An 18,080-nucleotide genomic window follows, 5' to 3' on the forward strand; every position below is an offset into this window, starting at 1 on the left:
CTGTCGTGGCTCACTCGTAGCTGCGCTGATCCTCTATGACTTTGCCGTCGTTTGGAAGGCTGCCCTTGGCCACGATCTCGATCCGGCCCTTCAGCTTGAGCGTATCGGCCACCGCTCCGGCATAGGTTTCCGGCTCTCCGCCATCCGCCTCGATCTGCACGGTCATCACGTCCATTTCGCCCTCGCGCGTGGCAATCACCCTGGCGCGCGATATCCCGTCATGGCGCGAGACCAGCGCCGCCACCTGCTCCGGCCGCACGAACATGCCCTTGATCTTGGTCGTCTGGTCGGCCCGGCCCATCCAGCCCTTGATCCGAATGTTCGTGCGTCCACAGGGGCTTGCGCCCTCCATGACGGCCGACAAATCGCCGGTGGCGAACCGGATCAGCGGATAGTCGGGGTTCAGCGTGGTCACCACCACCTCGCCCACCTCGCCGGGGGCGACGGGCGTGCCGGTGCCGGGCGTGACGATCTCGACGATCACGCCCTCGTCGACGATCATGCCCTCGGCCGCCTCGCTTTCATAGGCGATATTGCCCAGGTCGGCGGTGGCATAACATTGCAGACAGGTGATCCCCCGTTCGGCATATTCCTGCCGGAGCGACGGGAACAGCGCCCCGCCCCCGACCGCCGCTTTCGTGATCCCGAGCTTGAGGCCCATCTCGTCGGCCTTGTCCAGAATCACCTTCAGATAGTCCGGCGTCCCGGCATAGGCGGTGACGCCGATATCATGCGCGGCGCGTGCCTGAAGCTCTGTCTGCCCCGTTCCCGCGGGCAGCACGGCGGCCCCCACGGCCCGCGCGCCGTTCTCGAAAATCATCCCCGCCGGGGTCAGGTGATAGCCGAAGCAGTTCTGCACGATATCGCCCTTGCCCACGCCGCAGGCATGCAGGAACCGACCCACGCGCCACCAGTCGTGGCCCACGCCACCCGGCTCGTAGATGGGCCCCGGCGACTGGAAGATATGCGCGAACCCCTCCGGTGACAGCGTGGTCAGCCCGCCGAAGGGCGGGTGGCCCGACTGCGCCTTGCCAAGGTCGCTTTTCCGCAGCACCGGCAGCACCGACAGCGCCTCGACGCTGGTGATCGCTCCCGCATCCACCGGCCCCAGCGCATCGCCATAGCCGGGCAGGGCCTTCGCGCGGGCGATCTGTTCGGGCAGGGCGCGGGCGATGTCCGCGGCGCGGTCCTCGGCCGAGCGGGTTTCGAGGTCATCGAAATAGCGGGTCATGACGGCATCCTTTGGCTTGCGCCCGGGGGCGCGACAGCTTGACCAATTGAACGGTTGAACGAGTTGCGGCATAGACTGCATACGTTTGTATACAGTTGCATTTTGTCTGGCTTCTCATAAGGAACAGAACGATGACCCATGCCGCTGCGCATCCGGCCGCGGACAAGGCTGACCTCGATCGCAGGATCACCTTCCACGCCGCCGACCAGATCATGGAGGTCGATTTCTCCGACCTCGAATTCGATGGATCGCTGATCGTCAATGCCGTCTACGACAGGCTCGAGGAACGTATCGCCGAAACCGGCGAAGACCTCTGGTTCTTCCTCGTCAATCTCAACGGCACCCGCATCGACCCGGCGGCCTGGACCGCCTATTCCCGCCGGGGCAGGGCGCTGAACTACGCGCATTCCATGGGCTCGGTCCGTTTCGACGCCTCCGAGGAAACCCGCGCCCAGATCCTGCGCGCCGCCAATACCGAGGCGTTCGATCCCAACCTCTTTTCCAGCCGTGACGAGGCCGTCGCACGCCTGCGCAGCCTGCCCGGCAAGCGGCGCGCGGCGCGTGTCACCCATGACGGCACCTATGCCACCCCCGATTTCGTGCGCCGCGTCAGTTTCGACCGCGAGAACACGATCATGGAGGTCGATTTCTCGCATTTCACCTTTCATCACAGCCGGGACGTCGACGATTTCTACGACTTCCTCGAAGACCGGATCCGCGAAAGCGACCGGCGCTGGTTCTTCCTCGTGAACCTCAACCAGTGCGAGATCCTGCCGGCGGCCTGGGTCCGCTATGCCCATCGCGGAAAACGCCTGAACGAGGCGGGTTCGCTCGGCTCGGTCCGCTTTGCCGCGGGGTCCGAGACGGCCGAGGACATCCGCCTGCGCGCCGAGACGCAGGGCTTCCGGCCCAACATCCGGAACACCCGCGAAGAGGCGCTCGAGCTGATCGAGGAAATGCGCGCGGAGCTGTTGCAAGACCAGTAAACCTTCAGCTCAGCCACCGCTTGCGGCGGCGATAGCTGCGCACGTCGCGAAAGCTCTTGCGGCCTTCCTCGGACATGCCGAGGTAGAATTCCTTCACGTCCGGGTTCTCGCGCAGGCTCTTGGCCGGCCCGTCCATCACCACGCGGCCGTTCTCGAGGATATAGCCGTAATGCGCGAAGCGCAGCGCGACGTTGGTGTTCTGCTCGGCCAGCAGGAAGGTATAGCCCTCCTCCTCGTTGAGCGATTTGACGATCCCGAAGATCTGCTCCACCAGCTGCGGGGCAAGGCCCATGCTGGGCTCGTCCAGCAGGATCGTCTCGGGCCGGCTCATCAGCGCGCGGCCGATCGCCACCATCTGCTGCTCGCCGCCCGAGGTATAGCCCGCCTGGCTGCGGCGGCGCTCCTTCAGGCGCGGGAAATAGGTATAGACCAGCTCCAGGTCCTTCTCGATCTCGCCCCGCGACGAGCCGCGCGTATAGGCCCCGGTCAGCAGGTTCTCCTCGACCGTCAGGTGCTCGAAGCAGTGCCGCCCTTCCATCACCTGGATGACGCCCTTCTTCACAAGGTCGGACGGCACCAGGTCCTGCACCCGCTCGCCGCGATAGCGGATGGTGCCCTTGGTCACCTCGCCCCGCTCCGACTTGAGCAGGTTGGAAATCGCTTTCAGCGTCGTGGTCTTGCCCGCGCCGTTGCCGCCCAGCAGGGCGGTGATGCCGCCCTTGGGCACCGACAGGCTGACCCCCTTCAGCACGAGGATCACGTGGTTGTAGATCACCTCGATATTGTTGACCTCGAGAAGGGTCTCTTCGGTCCGGCCGTCCTCGGGCATGGCGCATCTCCTTCGGGTCGGGGCCGAAATGCCCCTCTCGTTTCGGTTCAGGTAAAGGTCCAAACGAATACCCCCGGCCGCCGCGTCCGCCGCGGCCGGGGAAAGGGGCTTAGTTGCAGCCCGCCTCGATGCCGTTCTCTTCGGCGAAGGCGGCCGAGTCTTCCTCGATCAGCGCCTGCAGCACGTCCTGGTCCGACTGGTAATAGTCGGTGATCAGGGTGAACTCGCCGGATTCCGCATCCCATTGCGACACGGCGCCATAGCCGTTGCCACCATGGTTCTCACAGGTCACCTTGAACTCCGGCCCGAAGTTGGGAAGGCCAAGCGCGGCCATCTTCTCTTCGGTCATTTCGAGGTTCTCCATGCCGTCGCGCATCTGCTCGGGCGTGATGGCGGCCGTGCCGTGCATTTCCTGCGCGGTCTTGATCGCCTCGGCGGCCAGCATCGCGGCATACATGCCGCGGTTGTACAGCACGGTGCCGATGTTATCGCCCGCACCCGCCGCGTTGCCGGTGTCGACGACATGTTTCTGGATGTCGTCATAGACCGGGTAGTCGCTGCCGAGGTTGTGGAAGGTCAGCGCCTTGTAGCCATTGGCGCGGTCGCCCGCCGCTTTCACGTCGTTCTCCGAGCCGGACCACCAGATGCCGATGAAGTTCTCCATCGGGAAGCGGATGTTCACGGCTTCCTGGATCGCGACCTGGTTCATCACGCCCCAGCCCCACATGATCACGTAGTCGGGGCTTTCGCGGCGAATCTGAAGCCATTGCGACTTCTGCTCCTGGCCGGGGTGATCGACCGGCAGCAGGGTCAGCTCGTAGCCGTGCTTCTTGGCCAGTTCTTCCAGCGTCCGGATCGGTTCCTTGCCATAGGCCGAGTTGTGATAGACGAGCGCGACCTTCTTGCCGCTGATATCGCCGTCATTCTCGTTCAGGATATGGGTGATCGCGTGGCTCGCACCGTCCCAGTAGTTGGCCGGATAGTTGAACACCCAGCGGAACACTTCGCCGTTCTTGGCCGAGGTCCGGCCATAGCCCATCGTGTGCAGCGGAATGCCGTCGGCCGTCGCCTTGGGGATCAGCTGATAGGTGATGCCCGTCGACAGCGGCTGGAACACCAGCGCGTCGCCGCCCTTGTTGGCCTCGTAACACTCCACACCCTTCTCGGTGTTGTAGCCGGTCTCGCATTCGACGAGGTTGATCTTCTCGCCGCCAATGCCGCCGTCACGTTGGTTCAGCAGGGTGAAGTAATCATGGTAGCCATCCGAGAACGGGATGCCGTTCGCGGCATAGGGCCCCGTCCGGTAGCTGGTATCGACGATCTTGAGGTCGGCCAGCGCCGGCCCCGCCGTCAGGGTGGCAGCGGCCAGCACCGCCATCAGTTTCTGTTTCATCGGTTCATTTCCTCCCTTGGTTTCTCCGATGGTCTTGCAGGGTGGGGCGCGCCCCACCGCACCTCTCACCCCTCCCTAGTGCGGGAAGGGCCAAAGTCTCAGCTTCTCCTTCGTGACGCGCCACAGCTGCGCCAGCCCGTGCGGCTCGGCGATCAGGAACAGCACGATCAGCGCGCCGACGATGATGAACTCGAAATGCGCCGCCAGGTCCGTGGGCCAGCCCATCGTGCCCACCAGCACGTTCTTCAGCAGCACCGGCAGAAGCACCAGGAACGCCGCCCCGGCAAAGCTTCCGAAGATCGAGCCCAGCCCGCCGATGATCACCATGAACAGAACCAGGAACGACTTGTTGATCCCGTAGACCTCGCCCACTTCGACGGCGCCAAGATAGACGGCAAAGAACAGCGCCCCGGCGATCCCCACGAAGAACCCCGAGATGGCAAAGGCCGACAGCTTGGCGCGCAGCGGGTTCACCCCGATGATCTCGGCGGCGATATCCATGTCGCGGATCGCCATCCATTTCCGCCCCGCCGTGCCGCGCGTCAGGTTTCGCGCCAGGATCGCGGCCAGCACCGTGAACACCAGGCAGAACAGGTAGGTCGCCCACGGCTCGGTGCCCGCCCCGGTGATCGGGATGCCGAACAGCGTGCGCTCCGGCGCGCTGATCTGGCCCGAGGCCGAGTAGTTGTAGAACCACGGCACCCGGTTGAAGAGCCAGACAAGGAAGAACTGCGCCGCCAGCGTCGCCACCGCAAGGTAGAACCCCTTGATCCGCAGGCTTGGCAGGCCGAACAGCACACAGACCCCGGCGGTGATGCCGCCCGCGATGATCACGTGGAAGAAGATGTTGATCTCGGGGAAACTGGTCATCAGCTTGTAGACGGAATACGCCCCCACCGCCATGAACCCGCCCGTCCCAAGGCTGACCTGCCCGCAATAGCCCACCAGGATGTTCAGCCCGATCGCCGCGATGGCATAGATCAGGAAGGGCAGGAAGACGGCGTTCACCCAGTAGTCGTTGATCAGGAACGGCACCACGGCGAACGCCACCAGCAGGACGACGTAATACCGGTACCGGTCGAACTTGATCGGGAAGGTCTGCGCGTCGTCCTGGTAGGACGTCTTGAAGTCACCCGCTTCGCGATAGAACATGTCAGACAATCTCCCCGATGGTCTCGTCGCGCTTCTCCGCGCGGTTTGGGGCCTTGGCATAGCCCGTTTCTTCCGAATGGCGCACCAGCCACAGGTAGGCCAGCATACCCGCCCCGCCGCCGGCGGCGGCCAGCAGCGCGGCAACAACCATCTGCCGCTCGGCCTCGGCCGTCAGCGCCAGGTAGCCGAAGGCCCAGAACCCCGACCAGGCCACGACATTGGCAATGGCGATCAGCTGTTTCATGCCTCGCCCCCCTCGAACTCGGCCGCATCGCCGGGCCAGTCCTCGCCCTGCGGCCCGACAAGGCAGAACCGGTGCCCGGTGGGCGCCTCCATGACGATCCAGGTCTTCAGCCGGGCGATCTCCTTCGCGCCCAGACCCTTCAGCCGTTCGCACTCGGCTTCCTTGTCGTCGGTCTCGATGTCGAGATGCACGCGCGGCTCGTGATCCACGGCCTGAAGCAGCACCTTGGGGTGGCCTTTGTGCCCGTCGAACTGGGTGTACTTGCCCCGCTCGTCGATCCGGCCCTCCTTGCCCAGCATCGCCGACCAGAAGGCCGTGGCCTCCGAAAGGTCGTCGGTCTTGCAGTCGATGCAGACAACGCTGATGCGCGACTTGTGGGTCATGACCGCCTTATACCCTCTCGATGATCTTCTCGCCGAACAGGCCCTGCGGCCGGAACACGAGGAACAGAAGAGCCAGCACGTAGGCGAACCAGATCTCCGTCGCGCCGCCCAGGTAGGGCGCGCCGATGGCGAACTCGAACAGCTTCTCGCCCACGCCGATCACCAGCCCGCCGACGATGGCGCCGGGGATCGAAGTGAACCCGCCCAGCATCAGCACCGGCAGCGCCTTCAGCGCGATCAGCGACAGCGAGAACTGCACGCCCGACTTGGTGCCCCACATGATCCCCGCGACCAGCGCCACGAAGCCCGCCAGCGACCAGACCATGACCCAGATGAAGTTGAGCGAGATACCCACCGACAGCGCCGCCTGGTGGTCGTCGGCCACGGCCCGCATGGCCCGGCCCTGCTTGGTATATTGCGCGAAGATCACCAGCGCGATCACCAGCAGCGCGGCCACCGCCGTCGCCACGAGGTCGAGATTGTCGATGAAGAAGCCGTAATCGAAGATGTTGTAGGTGAACTCGTCGATGACGCTGTTGATCCCCTGCGGCAGGCCCACGTCGAGCGTCTTGATATCGGCGCCCCACATGATGTCGCCGAACCCTTCGAGGAAATAGGCCAGCCCGATCGTCGCCATGAACAGGATGATCGGCTCCTGGTTCACGAGGTGGTTGAAGATCAGCTTGTTCACGACCCAGGCGAGCGCGATCATCACCACCATCGTAAGCAATATCGCCGCCAGCGCCGGCACGTGCCAGCCGAAGTGATGCACATCCGTGCCGAAGACCGCGTTGATCAGGTGGGCGAAGGGCACCTGGCCCTCCATGATCCCCACCAGCGTCAGCGCGGCGAACAGCGCCAGCACGCCCTGCGCATAGTTGAAGATGCCGCTCGCCTTGAAGATCAGCACGAAGCCAAGCGCCACCAGCGCGTACAGCACCCCGGCCATCAATCCGTTCAGGAAAACCTCGATTCCCCATATCAGCTGATCAGGCATGTGCACTCTCCCCCATGCGGCCGTCGGTGGGTCGCACCGACGAAATACCGACAAAATACCGACGTGATACCGACGTTGCGAATTCAGTCATGAGCGACCCCCAGGTAGGCGTCGACAACGTCCTGGTTGTTGCGCACCTCGTCGGGTGTGCCGTCGCCGATCTTCTTGCCGTAATCCATCACCACGACCCTGTCCGACAGGTCCATGACGACGCCCATGTCATGCTCGATCAGCACAATGGTCGTTCCGAATTCGTCATTCACATCAAGGACAAAGCGGCTCATGTCCTCTTTCTCCTCGACGTTCATGCCCGCCATCGGCTCGTCCAGCAAAAGGATCGACGGCTCGGCCGCCAGCGCGCGGGCCAGCTCGACCCGTTTCTTCAACCCGTAGGGCAGGCGGCCAACCGGTGTTTTCCGGATCGACTGGATTTCCAGGAAGTCGATGATCTTCTCGACCACCTCCCGGTTCTCGACCTCTTCCCGCTCGGCCTTGCCCTTCCAGATCGCCTGCGCCAGCAGGCCCGATTTCATCTGCCGGATGCGGCCCGTCATGACGTTGTCGAGCACGGTCATCCCCTCGAACAGGGCGATGTTCTGGAAGGTCCGCGCAATCCCTTGCTGCGCCACCTGGTAAGGCTTCATCTGCGGGCGCTTCTGGCCCTTGTAGAAGACCTCGCCCTCCTGCGGGTTGTAGAAGCCGCTGATCACGTTCAGCATGCTCGACTTGCCCGCGCCGTTCGGCCCGATGATCGCGCGGATCTCGCCCTCGCGGATGTCGAAGCTGATATCCTTGATCGCCACCACGCCGCCAAAGCGCAGCGTGATGTTCTTCATCTCCATCACCACCCCGCCGATCTTGCGGCCGTCCTCGGTGACATATCCCTCGGTCGCGTCAAGCATGTTGATATTCCTCGATAAACCCTGCCGGGATGGCGCGCCGTGCGGGGTGCGCACGGTCGATGCATCGGCGGTTAGTGGTTATACGCCCAATCTGGTCCCGCGCCGTCTCCGCAGCGGTGTCTTCGCCCGGCAGGGCAAAGGCACAGAAAACGCACCGGTCGTAACCTTTTGTTAACCTCATTCCGCCGCCACCTTCTCGGCCGTGTTGACCGGCACGACCTTGGCGTCGATGATCTTCAGCGTGGCGCTGATATAGCCCTTGCGGCCATCCTCGTAGGTCACTTCCGTCCGCGTGCTGATCTCGTCCGAGCCGTCATACAGCGCGCCCAGCAGGTCCTCGAACTTCTCGCCGATCACGCCCCGCCGCACCTTGCGCGTCCGGGTCATCTCGCCATCGTCGGCGTCCAGCTCCTTGTGCAGCACCAGGAACCGATGCACCTGGCAATGCGCCAGCATCGGGTCTTCCGACAGGCTCCGGTTGACCTCCTCGACATGCTCGCGGATCGTCTCCAGCACCCGCGGATGCCCGGCCAGCTCCTGGTAGGAGCCATAGCCGATATTGTTTCGCTCGGCCCAGTTGCCCACCGCCGTCAGGTCGATGTTGATGAAGGCGGTGCATTCCGACCGTTCATTGCCAAAGACCACGGCCTCGAGGATGTTGGGGAAGAATTTAAGCTTGTTTTCCACATACTTGGGCGCGAACATCTTGCCGTCGGCCATCTTGCCTACGTCCTTGGCGCGGTCGATGATCCGCAAATGCCCGGTGCCTTCCTCGAAGAACCCGGCATCGCCCGTCGCGACCCAGCCCTCGGCATCCTTGGTCGAGGCGGTGCTTTCGGCGTTCTTGTAATACTCCTCGAACACGCCCGGGCTGCGATAGAACACCTCGCCATTCTCGGCGATGCGAATCTCTACCCCCGGCGCGGGCACGCCCACCGTGTCCGACCGCACCTCGCCATCGGGCTGCACGGTGATGAAGACCGAGGCCTCGGTCTGGCCGTAAAGCTGTTTCAGGTTGATCCCCAGCGAGCGGTAGAAATCGAAGATCTCCGGGCCGATCGCCTCGCCCGCGGTATAGCCCACGCGCACCCGGCCAAAGCCCATCGTGTCCTTCAGCGGGCCATAGACGCACAGGTCGCCCAGCCAGTACTTGAACCGGTCCCAGCCGCTGACCTTCTTGCCGTCAAGGATCGCCGGGCCCACCCGGCGGGCATGCTCCATGAAGTACCGGAACATCCGCTGTTTCAGCCGGCTGGCATCCTCCATCCGGATCATCACGTTGGTGAGCTGCGTCTCGAACACCCGCGGCGGGGCAAAGTAATAGGTCGGCCCGATCTCGCGCAGGTCGGTCTGCATCGTATCGGCGCTTTCCGGGCAGTTCACGCAGAACGCGCACCAATAGGCCTGCCCGATCGAGAAGATGTAATCGCCCACCCAAGCCATCGGCAGGTAGGCCAGAACCTCGTCTTCCTTGCGCAGGTGGTCGAACTCGGCCGAGGATTTCGACGCCTCGATGATGTTGCGGTTCGACAGCACCACGCCCTTGGGCTTGCCCGTGGTGCCCGACGTGTAAAGCATCACGCAGATGCTGGAGTAATCCAGCTTCTCGCGCCGCGCCTTCAGTGTCTCGATGAATTCCTCGTGCGCCGCCCGGCCCTGTTCCTGAACACGGGCATACTGGTGCAGCTTGCTGTGATCGTACTTCCGCAGTCCCCGCGGATCGACATAAATCATGTGCTCGAACTGGTGGAGCTTGTCCTGGATGTCGATGATCTTGTCGACCTGCTCCTGGTCCTCGACGATCGCAAACCGCGCGCCGCAATGTTCCAGCACATAGGCCATCTCGTCGGCCGCGGCGTCCTGGTAGACCGGCACGGGAATGGCGCCGACCGATTGCGCGGCCACCATCGACCAGTAGAAATGCGGCCGGTTGCGCCCGGCAATGGCGATGAAGTCGCCCTCGTTCACCCCGAGGTTCAGCAGGCCCAGGGCCAGCGCCTCGATCTCCTTCTCGGTCTCGGCCCAGGTCCAGCTTTGCCAGATGCCGAATTCCTTTTCCCGATAGGCGGGGCGATGTGCGAACTGGCTTGCGTTTCGCTGCAATAGCGCCGGAATGGACCGAAGCCCATCCGCCGCCTGTGACGACTTACCCAAGTTTTCTCCTCCCTTTGTCCGCAATGCGAACAGATCGCCATTCGGGGCGATTCATTCCCCAATAAAGCGTGGTCCCGACCGTTGCCGTCAACTTTTTCCTGAAGATTTCCCAAATCTTACGAATTGTAACAGGCCTTGCGGGAAGGCTTGACACCACCCGACCGCGGCCGGAAACCTGCATCGACCCCTGCAATCCAGCGCGGAAGGAGGACCGCATGGCACGTCCCAGGCTGGAATTCTGGTTCGAATTCGCCTCGACCTATTCCTACCTCAGCGCGATGCGCCTGCCCGGACTGGCGCAGGCCGCCGGGGTCGACGTGGTCTGGCGGCCGTTCCTGCTGGGCCCGATCTTCAACAGCCAGGGCTGGAAGACCTCGCCGTTCAACATCTATCACGCCAAGGGCACCTACATGTGGCGCGACATGGAACGACGGGCCGAACGCTACGGGTTGGGCTTCAACCGCCCCGATCCGTTCCCGCAGAACAGCCTGCTTGCCGCCCGCGTGGCCCAGGCCGCGCCAGAGGGGGCGGCGAAGGTGGCCTTCTGCCAGAACGTCTACCTGATGCAGTTCTCCGAATCGCAGGACATCTCCGAGCCCGACGTGATCGCGGCCTGCGCCGGGATGGCGAAGCTGCCCGAGGGTATTCTCGACGCAGCCCAGGGCGACAAAAACAAGCACGCCCTGCGGCTCTCGACGGAGGAGGCCGGCCGCCGCGGCATGTTCGGCGCGCCCAGCTTTACCGTGGGCGACGAGCTGTTCTGGGGCGATGACCGGCTGGAAGATGCGCTGGCATGGGCGGCCCGGGATGGCTGACACGCTCCAGACAGACATGATGACCATGGCGGGCCTGAACCTGATCCAGCAGGCCCTGACCATCTATGACCGCGACCTGCAGCTGGTCATCTGCAACCAGCGCTTTCGAGACATGTTCAACCTGCCCGATTCGCTGTGCACCCCCGGCGCATCGTTCGAAGACACGATCCGCCACCTCGTGACGCGCGGCGAATACGGGCCCGTCGATGATGTCGAGGCAGCGGTCGAGGCGCGGGTCGACACCGCGCTGGCCTTCAAGCCGCATTACATGGAGCGGACCCGCTCGAACGGGCGGATGATCTCGGTCGAGGGCTCGCCGCTGCCGCAGGGTGGCTGGATCGCCGTCTACACCGACATCACCCGCGTCAAGCAGCAGGAGGCCCTCCTGCGCGCCCGGTCGGAGGAGCTGTCGGGCCAGCTCATGGGGTATTCCGAGGAACTGGCCGCCACCAACCGCCGGCTGCAGGCCACCATCACCGCGCTGGAAGAGGCGCAGCGCCAGCTCACCGAATCCGAGGCGCGAACAAGGCTCACGACCGAGATGATGCCCGCCCATATCGCCCATGTCGGCGGCGACCGGCGCTATACGTATTCCAACCGCCGGCTCAGCGCCGTGCTGCCCGGCTCGAAATCCGACATTATCGGCCTGCCCATCGACGAGGCGCTCGACCCGGCGGCTTATGGCATGATCCGCGAAAAGCTCGACGCGGCCTTCGCGGGCGAGGCGTCGGTGTTCGAATTCACCCACGAGCCCAGTTCCCGCCGCATCCGCACGGCCTTCACGCCCGACGAAACGCAGGGCGGCGTCTACCTGCTGTCGATGGATGTCACCGAAGAGGCCCAGACCCGCGCGGCGCTGCAACAGACCAGGCGGCGCGAGATGGCGGCGCAGCTGACCAGCGGCATGGCGCATGATTTCTCGAACCTGCTGACCATCATCCTCGGCATGCAGTCCAAGCTGCAACGCATGGACCTGCCGGAGGAGGCCAGCGGCCTGATCGCCGCCACCATCTCGGCGGCCCGCCGCGGCGGCGGGTTGCTCAACCGGATCGCCGACATGACCGGCCCGCGCGAGCACACCGCCCGGCCGACCAACCTGCCGGCCTTCCTTGCCGACCTGGAAACGCTGGCCCTGTCGACCCTGCCGGAAGGGGTGCAGCTGTCGATCAACAACCTGGCCGACGCGCCGTCCTACAGCCTCGATACGGGGATGCTGCAGGATTCCCTCCTCAACCTCGTGATCAACGCCCGCGACGCCTGTGGCGCCTCGGGCCGGATCACGCTGACGGCCCGCAGCGTGCGCGAGACCTGGCTGGAATTCACGGTCGAGGATACCGGCCCCGGCTTTTCCGAACAGGCGCTGCAACACGCGCTGGCGCCGTTCTTCACGACCAAGGGCGGCGAGGGGTCGGGCCTCGGCCTGGCGATGGTCTATGACATGACCAAGCTGGCCGGCGGCCGGGTGCGCCTGTCGAATACCGAGGGCGGCGGGCATGTTTCGATCCGTCTGCCGCTGCGGGTGGCCGAGGGCGGGGTGGCGCCCGGGCTGGTGCTGCTGGTCGAGGACAGCCCCGACCTGCGCGACACGATCCGCGAGATGCTGCGCGACGCGGGCCACCTTGTGATCGAGGCGTCGAGCGCCGCCGAGGCGCTGTCGCTGGTCGCGGAGTTGCCGGAGATATCGGTGCTGCTGTCTGATATCTCGCTCGAGGGCGACCAGACCGGCATCGACCTTCTCGATGCGCTGCCCGAGGGGCATTGCCCGGCCTACCTGATGACCTCGCTGCCGCCCGACGACCCGCTGCACCGCGCCGCACGTCAGCGCGCGCCGGTCCTGCGCAAACCCTTCGCCGCCGCCGAACTGGCGGCGCTGCTGGCAACCGGGGCGGCGGCATGAGCGCGCCGCTGGTCACCATCCTCGACGACGAGCCCGCCATCCGGTCGATGCTCTCCGACGCGCTGGAAGAGGCGGGCTTCCGCACCATGGCCTTTTCCCGCGCGACCGAGTTCGAGGCGGCGATCCGGCAGACGAAACCCGATGTCTGCCTTGTCGACCTATCGTTGCCCGACCGCGACGGGCTAACGCTGGTGCACCGGCTGGCGCTGGAACAGGGGGCGACCGTCATCATCATCTCGGGCCGCGCGCAGGTGCAGGACCGGGTGACGGGGCTGGAACTGGGTGCCGACGATTACATCATCAAGCCCTTCGACCCGGCCGAAGTGGTGGCCCGCATCCGCGCCCGCCTGCGCCGTGACACGCTGACGCCGCAAACCGGCGACACCGCCCGGTTCAACGGGTGGACGGCGCATTTCGACCGCTACGCGCTGGAAGACGAAACCGGAACGGAAACCCCCTTTTCCCATGCCGAGGGCGAGGTGCTGCGCCTGTTTCTCGAGCGGCCCAAGCGGCTGATTTCCCGCCAGGCGATGCAGGAGGCGCTGGGCGGTGCGGCGGGGGACAGCTTCGACCGTGCGATGGATGTGCGCATCTCGCGCCTGCGCACCAAGCTGCGCGAAGACCCCAAGAACCCCCGCCTCATCAAGACGATCTACGGCGCGGGGTACATCTTCCTCGGTGACGTGGATTGGGGCTGAGGTTCAGCCGACCATCTGCCGGATATAGGGCAGCAGGCCCGCCGCCGCGATTCCGACCCCGATGCCGAGCGCCACGCGCACCGGCGCCTCGCCGATCCTCGGGCTGATACCGCCCAACACGCCACAGATGGCGCCGTAGTACACAAGTCCGATGATATCCATTCCCGTCTCCCTCTCCCGTTCCCCTGTCCCTGGATGCGGACAAAAGCCCTAGCGCGCCTGCCCAAGCCGCGCCACGGCGCCCGCCAGAACCTTCAACCCGGTCACCAGGTCGCCCTCGTCGGTGTCCTCCGCGAAATCGTGGCTGATCCCGCCTATGGACGGCACGAACAGCATCCCCGCCGGCATGAGTTTGGCGACGTTCGTCGCGTCGTGCAGAGCGCCCGAGGGCATGTCGCGCCACCGTCCCGGCGATTGCGTCTCGGCGCTCTCCTGCAACGCCTTGCGCAGATGCGGGGCCATCTCCACCGGCTCCAGCCCCAGCATCGGGCCGAAATCCAGCCCCAGCCCGAAGTCCTGCGCCACCTCCTCCGCCGTGGCGCGGATGATCTCTTCCATCCGGAGCAGTCGGTCCCCGTCGCCATCCCGCCACTGCATCGAGAATACGCATTGCCCCGGCACGATGGAATGGGCGTCGGGGTGCAGCCGGACATGGCCGATGGTCCAGACGGTCTGGGGTGTCACGACGTCGCGGAAACGGTCGTTGGTCCGCTGGTTGAAAGCCGAGAGGCCTTGAAACGCGTCGCGGCGCAGGTGCATGGGCGTGGTGCCGGCGTGGTTCTGCTGGCCGGTAAGCGTGATCCGCATGTCGCGGATGCCGACGATGCCGCTGACCACGCCCACCGCCTCGCCCGCCTGTTCCAGCCAGGGGCCCTGCTCGATATGCATCTCGAGGAAGCCGTTGAAGTGCGACGGCTCGACGAAATCGCCCGCCAGATGCTGCATCGACGCTCGCGCGTTGGCCAGCGTGACGCCCTCCCGGTCGGTCAGCTTGTCCGCCTCCTCCAGCGACAACGCCCCCGACCAGACCGTGCTGCCGGTGGTCACGCCGAACCGGCCTTCCTCGTCCTGGAACGACACGCAGGACACCGGCGGCCCGCCGGCCTCCTTCGCGGCGCGGGCGATCTCCAGCCCCGCCATCGCGCCAAGGGCCCCGTCAAGCCAGCCGCCCTCGGGCTGGCTGTCGGTATGGCTTCCGACCAGCAGGCTGTGCCCCTCGGCCAGACCGAATACCGACCCCATCGGATCGACCCGCGGTTCGAGCCCAGCCGCTTCGATCCGGCCGATCAGCCATTCGCGTGCCGCCACGTCCGCCTCGGAATAGGCCGGGCGCACGACGCCCTTGCCCACACCTGCGGCGCCGAACTGCCGCAGCTCGTGCAGCTCCGACAGGAATCTTTCGGAATCGACGTCCAACATCGCGCACTCCCTGCATTTTCACTGTTCCACAAATACTCATGGACCAGCGCTTGCAGCAAGCGGGGCGGCGCCGGTTCGCGTTACTCCGCCGCCACCTGCTCCGGATCGACGGCCTCGACCTTCACCGCCGAATACTTGAACTCGGGGATCTTGCCGTAGGGGTCGAGCGCCGGGTTGGTCAGGATGTTCGCCGCCGCCTCGACATAGGCGAAGGGCAGGAACACCATGTCGGGCGCGATGGCGCGGTCGGCGCGGGCCATGACCTCGATGCTGCCGCGCTTGGTGGTCAGCCGCAGCATGCCTCCCGGCTCCACCCCCAGCTTGCGCAGGGTCGAGGGGTGCAGCGAGCAGTTGGCCTCGGGTTCGACCGCGTCCAGCACCGATGCGCGGCGGGTCATCGACCCGGTGTGCCAGTGTTCGAGCTGTCGGCCCGTGGTCAGGACCATCGGATACTCCGCGTCCGGCACGTCGTCGGGCGGGATGACGCTGGCCGGGGTAAAGCGCGCGCGGCCCTCGCTACGCGGGAAGCCGTCGCCGAAGACGATGGGCTGCCCCGGATCCTCGGGCGAGAGCGACGGGTAGGTCACCGCGTTCTCGTTCGCCAGCCGGTCCCAGGTGATGTTGTCGAAGGACTTCATGTTCAGCTTCATCTCGGCGAACACGTCCGCCGGGCTGTCGTAGCGCCAGTCGAGCCCAAGGCGTTGCGCCAGTTCGACGGTGATTTTCCAGTCCTCGCGCGCCTCGCCCGGGGGCGACACGGCGGGGCGGCCCATCTGGACCTGCCGGTTGGTGTTGGTGACGGTGCCCGACTTCTCGTAGAAGGCCGAGGCGGGCAGGATCACGTCGGCATAGTTCGCCGTCTCGGTCAGGAAGATATCCTGCACGACAAGGTGTTCGAGCTTGGCCAGCGCGTCGCGGGCGTGTTCCACATCCGGGTCCGACATGGCCGGGTTCTCGCCCAGGATATACATGCCGCGGGTGTTGCCGGCATGGACGTCATCCATGATCTCGGTGACGGTCAGGCCCTTCTCGCTCGAGAAATCGCCCGATTCCCAGACTTCGGTGAACGCCTTGCGCACGCCGTCGTCGGTGACCGGCTGGTAATCGGGCAGGAACATCGGGATCAGGCCGGCATCCGAGGCGCCCTGAACGTTGTTCTGGCCGCGCAGCGGGTGCAGCCCGGTGCCGGGCCGGCCCACATGGCCGCACATAAGTGCCAGCGAAATCAGGCAGCGCGAGTTGTCAGTGCCGTGGATATGCTGCGAGATGCCCATGCCCCAGAAGATCATGCCCCGCTTGGCGGTGGCGAAGTCGCGGGCGACCTCTCGCAGCGTCTCGGCGGGAATGCCGCAGAGCGCTTCCATCTTCTCGGGCGGGAACTGGGCGAGGTGGTCCTTCTCGGCCTTCCAGTTCTCGGTGAAGGCCTCGATATACTGCTGGTCGTAGAGCTTTTCCTCGACGATCACGTGCATGATCGCGTTGAGCATCGACACGTCGGCGCCCGGCTTGAACTGCAGCATGTGGGTGGCGAAGCGGCGCAGGCCAACGCCGCGCGGGTCCATCACGATCAGTTTGCCGCCGCGCTTGGTGAACTGCTTGAAATAGGTCGCGGCGACGGGGTGGTTCTCGATCGGGTTGGCGCCGATGACGATGGCCACGTCGGCATTCTCGATCTCGTTGAACGTCGCGGTCACGGCGCCGGAACCGACATTCTCCATCAGCGCGGCCACCGAGGAGGCGTGGCACAGCCGGGTGCAGTGATCGACGTTGTTGTGGCCAAAGCCCTGCCGGATGAACTTCTGGAAGAGATAGGCTTCTTCATTGGTGCACTTGGCGCTGCCGAACCCCGCGACCGACTTGCCGCCATGCGTGTCCTTCAGCTTTTGCAGGCCGCCTGCGGCAAAGCTCATTGCTTCGTCCCAGTCGGCTTCGCGGAAGAATTCCTGCCAGTTCGACGGATCAACGTTCAGACCCTTCTCGGGAGCATCCTCGCGCCGGATCAGCGGCTTGGTCAGGCGGTGGGGGTGGTGGATGTAGTCGAAACCGAACCGGCCCTTCACACACAGCCGCCCCTCGTTCGCCGGGCCGTTGATGCCGTCGACGTATTTCACCTTGCCGTCCTTGACCTTCAGGCTGACCTGGCAGCCGACGCCGCAGAACGGGCAGACGCTTTGAACTTCCTCGTCGTAATCCGCGCTGTCGCCGACCTGTGCCTCGTCCAGCACGGTGGCTTCCATCAGCGCGCCGGTCGGGCAGGCCTGAACGCATTCGCCGCAGGCCACGCAGGTCGATTCTCCCATCGGGTCGTCGAAGTCGAAGACGGGGTAGGCATCGTGCCCGCGGCCCGCCATGCCGATCACGTCGTTGACCTGGACCTCGCGGCAGGCGCGGACGCACAGGTTGCACTGGATGCAGGCATCGAGGTTGACGCGCATGGCGACGTGGCTGTCGTCGAGCAGCGGTACGCGGTCCTTCTCGAGCTTCGGAAAGCGGCTTTCGGTGACACCCTGGAGTTTCGCCATGTCCCACAGGTGGCTCGACTTGTCGTGCGCCTCTTCCTGTTCGGGCTGGTCGGCCAGCAGCATTTCGACCACCAGTTTGCGGGCATTCTCGGCCCGGGCGGAATTGGTGGTGACGTTCATGCCGTCCTTCGCTTCGCGGATGCAGGAGGCGACGAGCGTGCGCTCGCCCTCGACCTCGACCATGCAGGCCCGGCAGTTGCCATCGGGGCGATAGCCCGGCGCCGGCTTGTGGCACAGGTGCGGAATCACCAGCCCGCGGCCATGGGCCACTTCCCAGATCGTCTGGCCGGCCTCGGCTTCGATTTCCTTGCCATCCAGCGTGATCTTGATCGTCTCGGACATGGGGTGCCTCCTTTGTCGCGCATGATAGAGCATGCGCGGGCGAATTCGAGTCCGACAATCCCGACACCTCGCAACGGATTTGCGCCACGGGGCGGAACCGAAGTTTCTGATCGTCA

General features: G+C 65.1%; 16 protein-coding genes. 4 read left to right on the forward strand and 12 right to left on the reverse strand.

Going from position 1 to position 18,080, the window contains the following annotated elements; genetic code table 11:
- Positions 1-10: 10 nt before the first annotated feature.
- Complete coding sequence (locus ACO07J_RS20525) at positions 11-1,231, reverse strand: phenylacetate--CoA ligase family protein (RefSeq protein ID WP_422032418.1); 1,221 nt, start codon at positions 1,229-1,231, stop codon at positions 11-13.
- Between the two features lie 131 nt (positions 1,232-1,362).
- Between ACO07J_RS20525 and ACO07J_RS20530 the strand changes: the two genes are divergently transcribed.
- The gene (locus tag ACO07J_RS20530) at positions 1,363-2,217 is read left to right on the forward strand and encodes a hypothetical protein (RefSeq protein WP_422032420.1); all 855 of its coding nucleotides are present in this window, start codon (positions 1,363-1,365) and stop codon (positions 2,215-2,217) included.
- A 4-nt stretch (positions 2,218-2,221) separates the two neighbouring features.
- Here the strand turns inward: ACO07J_RS20530 and ACO07J_RS20535 are convergent, their stop codons facing one another.
- From ACO07J_RS20535 to ACO07J_RS20570, 8 genes are all read right to left on the reverse strand, one after another.
- Positions 2,222-3,046 carry an ABC transporter ATP-binding protein gene (locus ACO07J_RS20535; protein ID WP_422032422.1) on the reverse strand — a complete coding sequence of 275 codons (825 nt, stop codon included), beginning with the start codon at positions 3,044-3,046 and terminating at the stop codon, positions 2,222-2,224.
- Between the two features lie 109 nt (positions 3,047-3,155).
- Positions 3,156-4,439 (reverse strand): ABC transporter substrate-binding protein, encoded by a 1,284-nt coding sequence (locus ACO07J_RS20540; RefSeq protein ID WP_422032424.1) that lies wholly within the window; start codon positions 4,437-4,439, stop codon positions 3,156-3,158.
- A gap of 75 nt (positions 4,440-4,514) precedes the next feature.
- Positions 4,515-5,591: a branched-chain amino acid ABC transporter permease gene (locus tag ACO07J_RS20545; RefSeq protein ID WP_422032426.1), complete on the reverse strand. Its 1,077-nt coding sequence runs from the start codon at positions 5,589-5,591 to the stop codon at positions 4,515-4,517.
- Position 5,592: 1 nt separating this feature from the next.
- The gene (locus ACO07J_RS20550; RefSeq protein ID WP_422032428.1) at positions 5,593-5,835 is read right to left on the reverse strand and encodes a hypothetical protein; all 243 of its coding nucleotides are present in this window, start codon (positions 5,833-5,835) and stop codon (positions 5,593-5,595) included.
- The gene (locus tag ACO07J_RS20555; protein ID WP_422032430.1) at positions 5,832-6,218 is read right to left on the reverse strand and encodes a VOC family protein; all 387 of its coding nucleotides are present in this window, start codon (positions 6,216-6,218) and stop codon (positions 5,832-5,834) included. The genes ACO07J_RS20550 and ACO07J_RS20555 overlap by 4 nt, the downstream gene beginning before the upstream one ends.
- A 7-nt stretch (positions 6,219-6,225) precedes the next feature.
- Positions 6,226-7,215: a branched-chain amino acid ABC transporter permease gene (locus ACO07J_RS20560; protein WP_422032432.1), complete on the reverse strand. Its 990-nt coding sequence runs from the start codon at positions 7,213-7,215 to the stop codon at positions 6,226-6,228.
- An 83-nt stretch (positions 7,216-7,298) separates the two neighbouring features.
- Positions 7,299-8,117: an ABC transporter ATP-binding protein gene (locus ACO07J_RS20565; protein ID WP_422032434.1), complete on the reverse strand. Its 819-nt coding sequence runs from the start codon at positions 8,115-8,117 to the stop codon at positions 7,299-7,301.
- Between the two features lie 177 nt (positions 8,118-8,294).
- Complete coding sequence (locus ACO07J_RS20570) at positions 8,295-10,271, reverse strand: AMP-binding protein (RefSeq protein ID WP_422032436.1); 1,977 nt, start codon at positions 10,269-10,271, stop codon at positions 8,295-8,297.
- Positions 10,272-10,486: 215 nt separating this feature from the next.
- Between ACO07J_RS20570 and ACO07J_RS20575 the strand changes: the two genes are divergently transcribed.
- From ACO07J_RS20575 to ACO07J_RS20585, 3 genes are read left to right on the forward strand one after another with little or no spacing between them, the layout of a single operon-like run.
- Positions 10,487-11,086: a 2-hydroxychromene-2-carboxylate isomerase gene (locus ACO07J_RS20575; RefSeq protein WP_422032438.1), complete on the forward strand. Its 600-nt coding sequence runs from the start codon at positions 10,487-10,489 to the stop codon at positions 11,084-11,086.
- Positions 11,079-12,983 (forward strand): PAS-domain containing protein, encoded by a 1,905-nt coding sequence (locus ACO07J_RS20580; protein WP_422032440.1) that lies wholly within the window; start codon positions 11,079-11,081, stop codon positions 12,981-12,983. The genes ACO07J_RS20575 and ACO07J_RS20580 overlap by 8 nt, the downstream gene beginning before the upstream one ends.
- Complete coding sequence (locus ACO07J_RS20585; RefSeq protein WP_422032442.1) at positions 12,980-13,681, forward strand: response regulator transcription factor; 702 nt, start codon at positions 12,980-12,982, stop codon at positions 13,679-13,681. Before ACO07J_RS20580 ends, ACO07J_RS20585 begins: the two co-directional genes overlap by 4 nt.
- A gap of 3 nt (positions 13,682-13,684) precedes the next feature.
- Here ACO07J_RS20585 and ACO07J_RS20590 read toward each other — a convergent pair whose 3' ends face one another.
- The 3 genes from ACO07J_RS20590 to fdhF all read right to left on the reverse strand — a co-directional run bounded on the left by ACO07J_RS20590 (position 13,685) and on the right by fdhF (position 17,964).
- A complete protein-coding gene (locus ACO07J_RS20590) occupies positions 13,685-13,843 on the reverse strand; it encodes a hypothetical protein (protein WP_422032444.1) in 159 nt (52 codons plus the stop codon).
- A 48-nt stretch (positions 13,844-13,891) separates the two neighbouring features.
- Positions 13,892-15,100, reverse strand: a complete 1,209-nt coding sequence (locus ACO07J_RS20595) for a hydantoinase/carbamoylase family amidase (RefSeq protein WP_422032446.1) — start codon at positions 15,098-15,100, stop codon at positions 13,892-13,894.
- 80 nt (positions 15,101-15,180) lie between these two features.
- The gene (gene fdhF / locus ACO07J_RS20600; protein WP_422032448.1) at positions 15,181-17,964 is read right to left on the reverse strand and encodes a formate dehydrogenase subunit alpha; all 2,784 of its coding nucleotides are present in this window, start codon (positions 17,962-17,964) and stop codon (positions 15,181-15,183) included.
- Between the last annotated feature and the right edge of the window lie 116 nt (positions 17,965-18,080).

The sequence above is a fragment of the Roseovarius sp. genome (assembly GCF_965228755.1).
Taxonomy (GTDB): domain Bacteria; phylum Pseudomonadota; class Alphaproteobacteria; order Rhodobacterales; family Rhodobacteraceae; genus Roseovarius.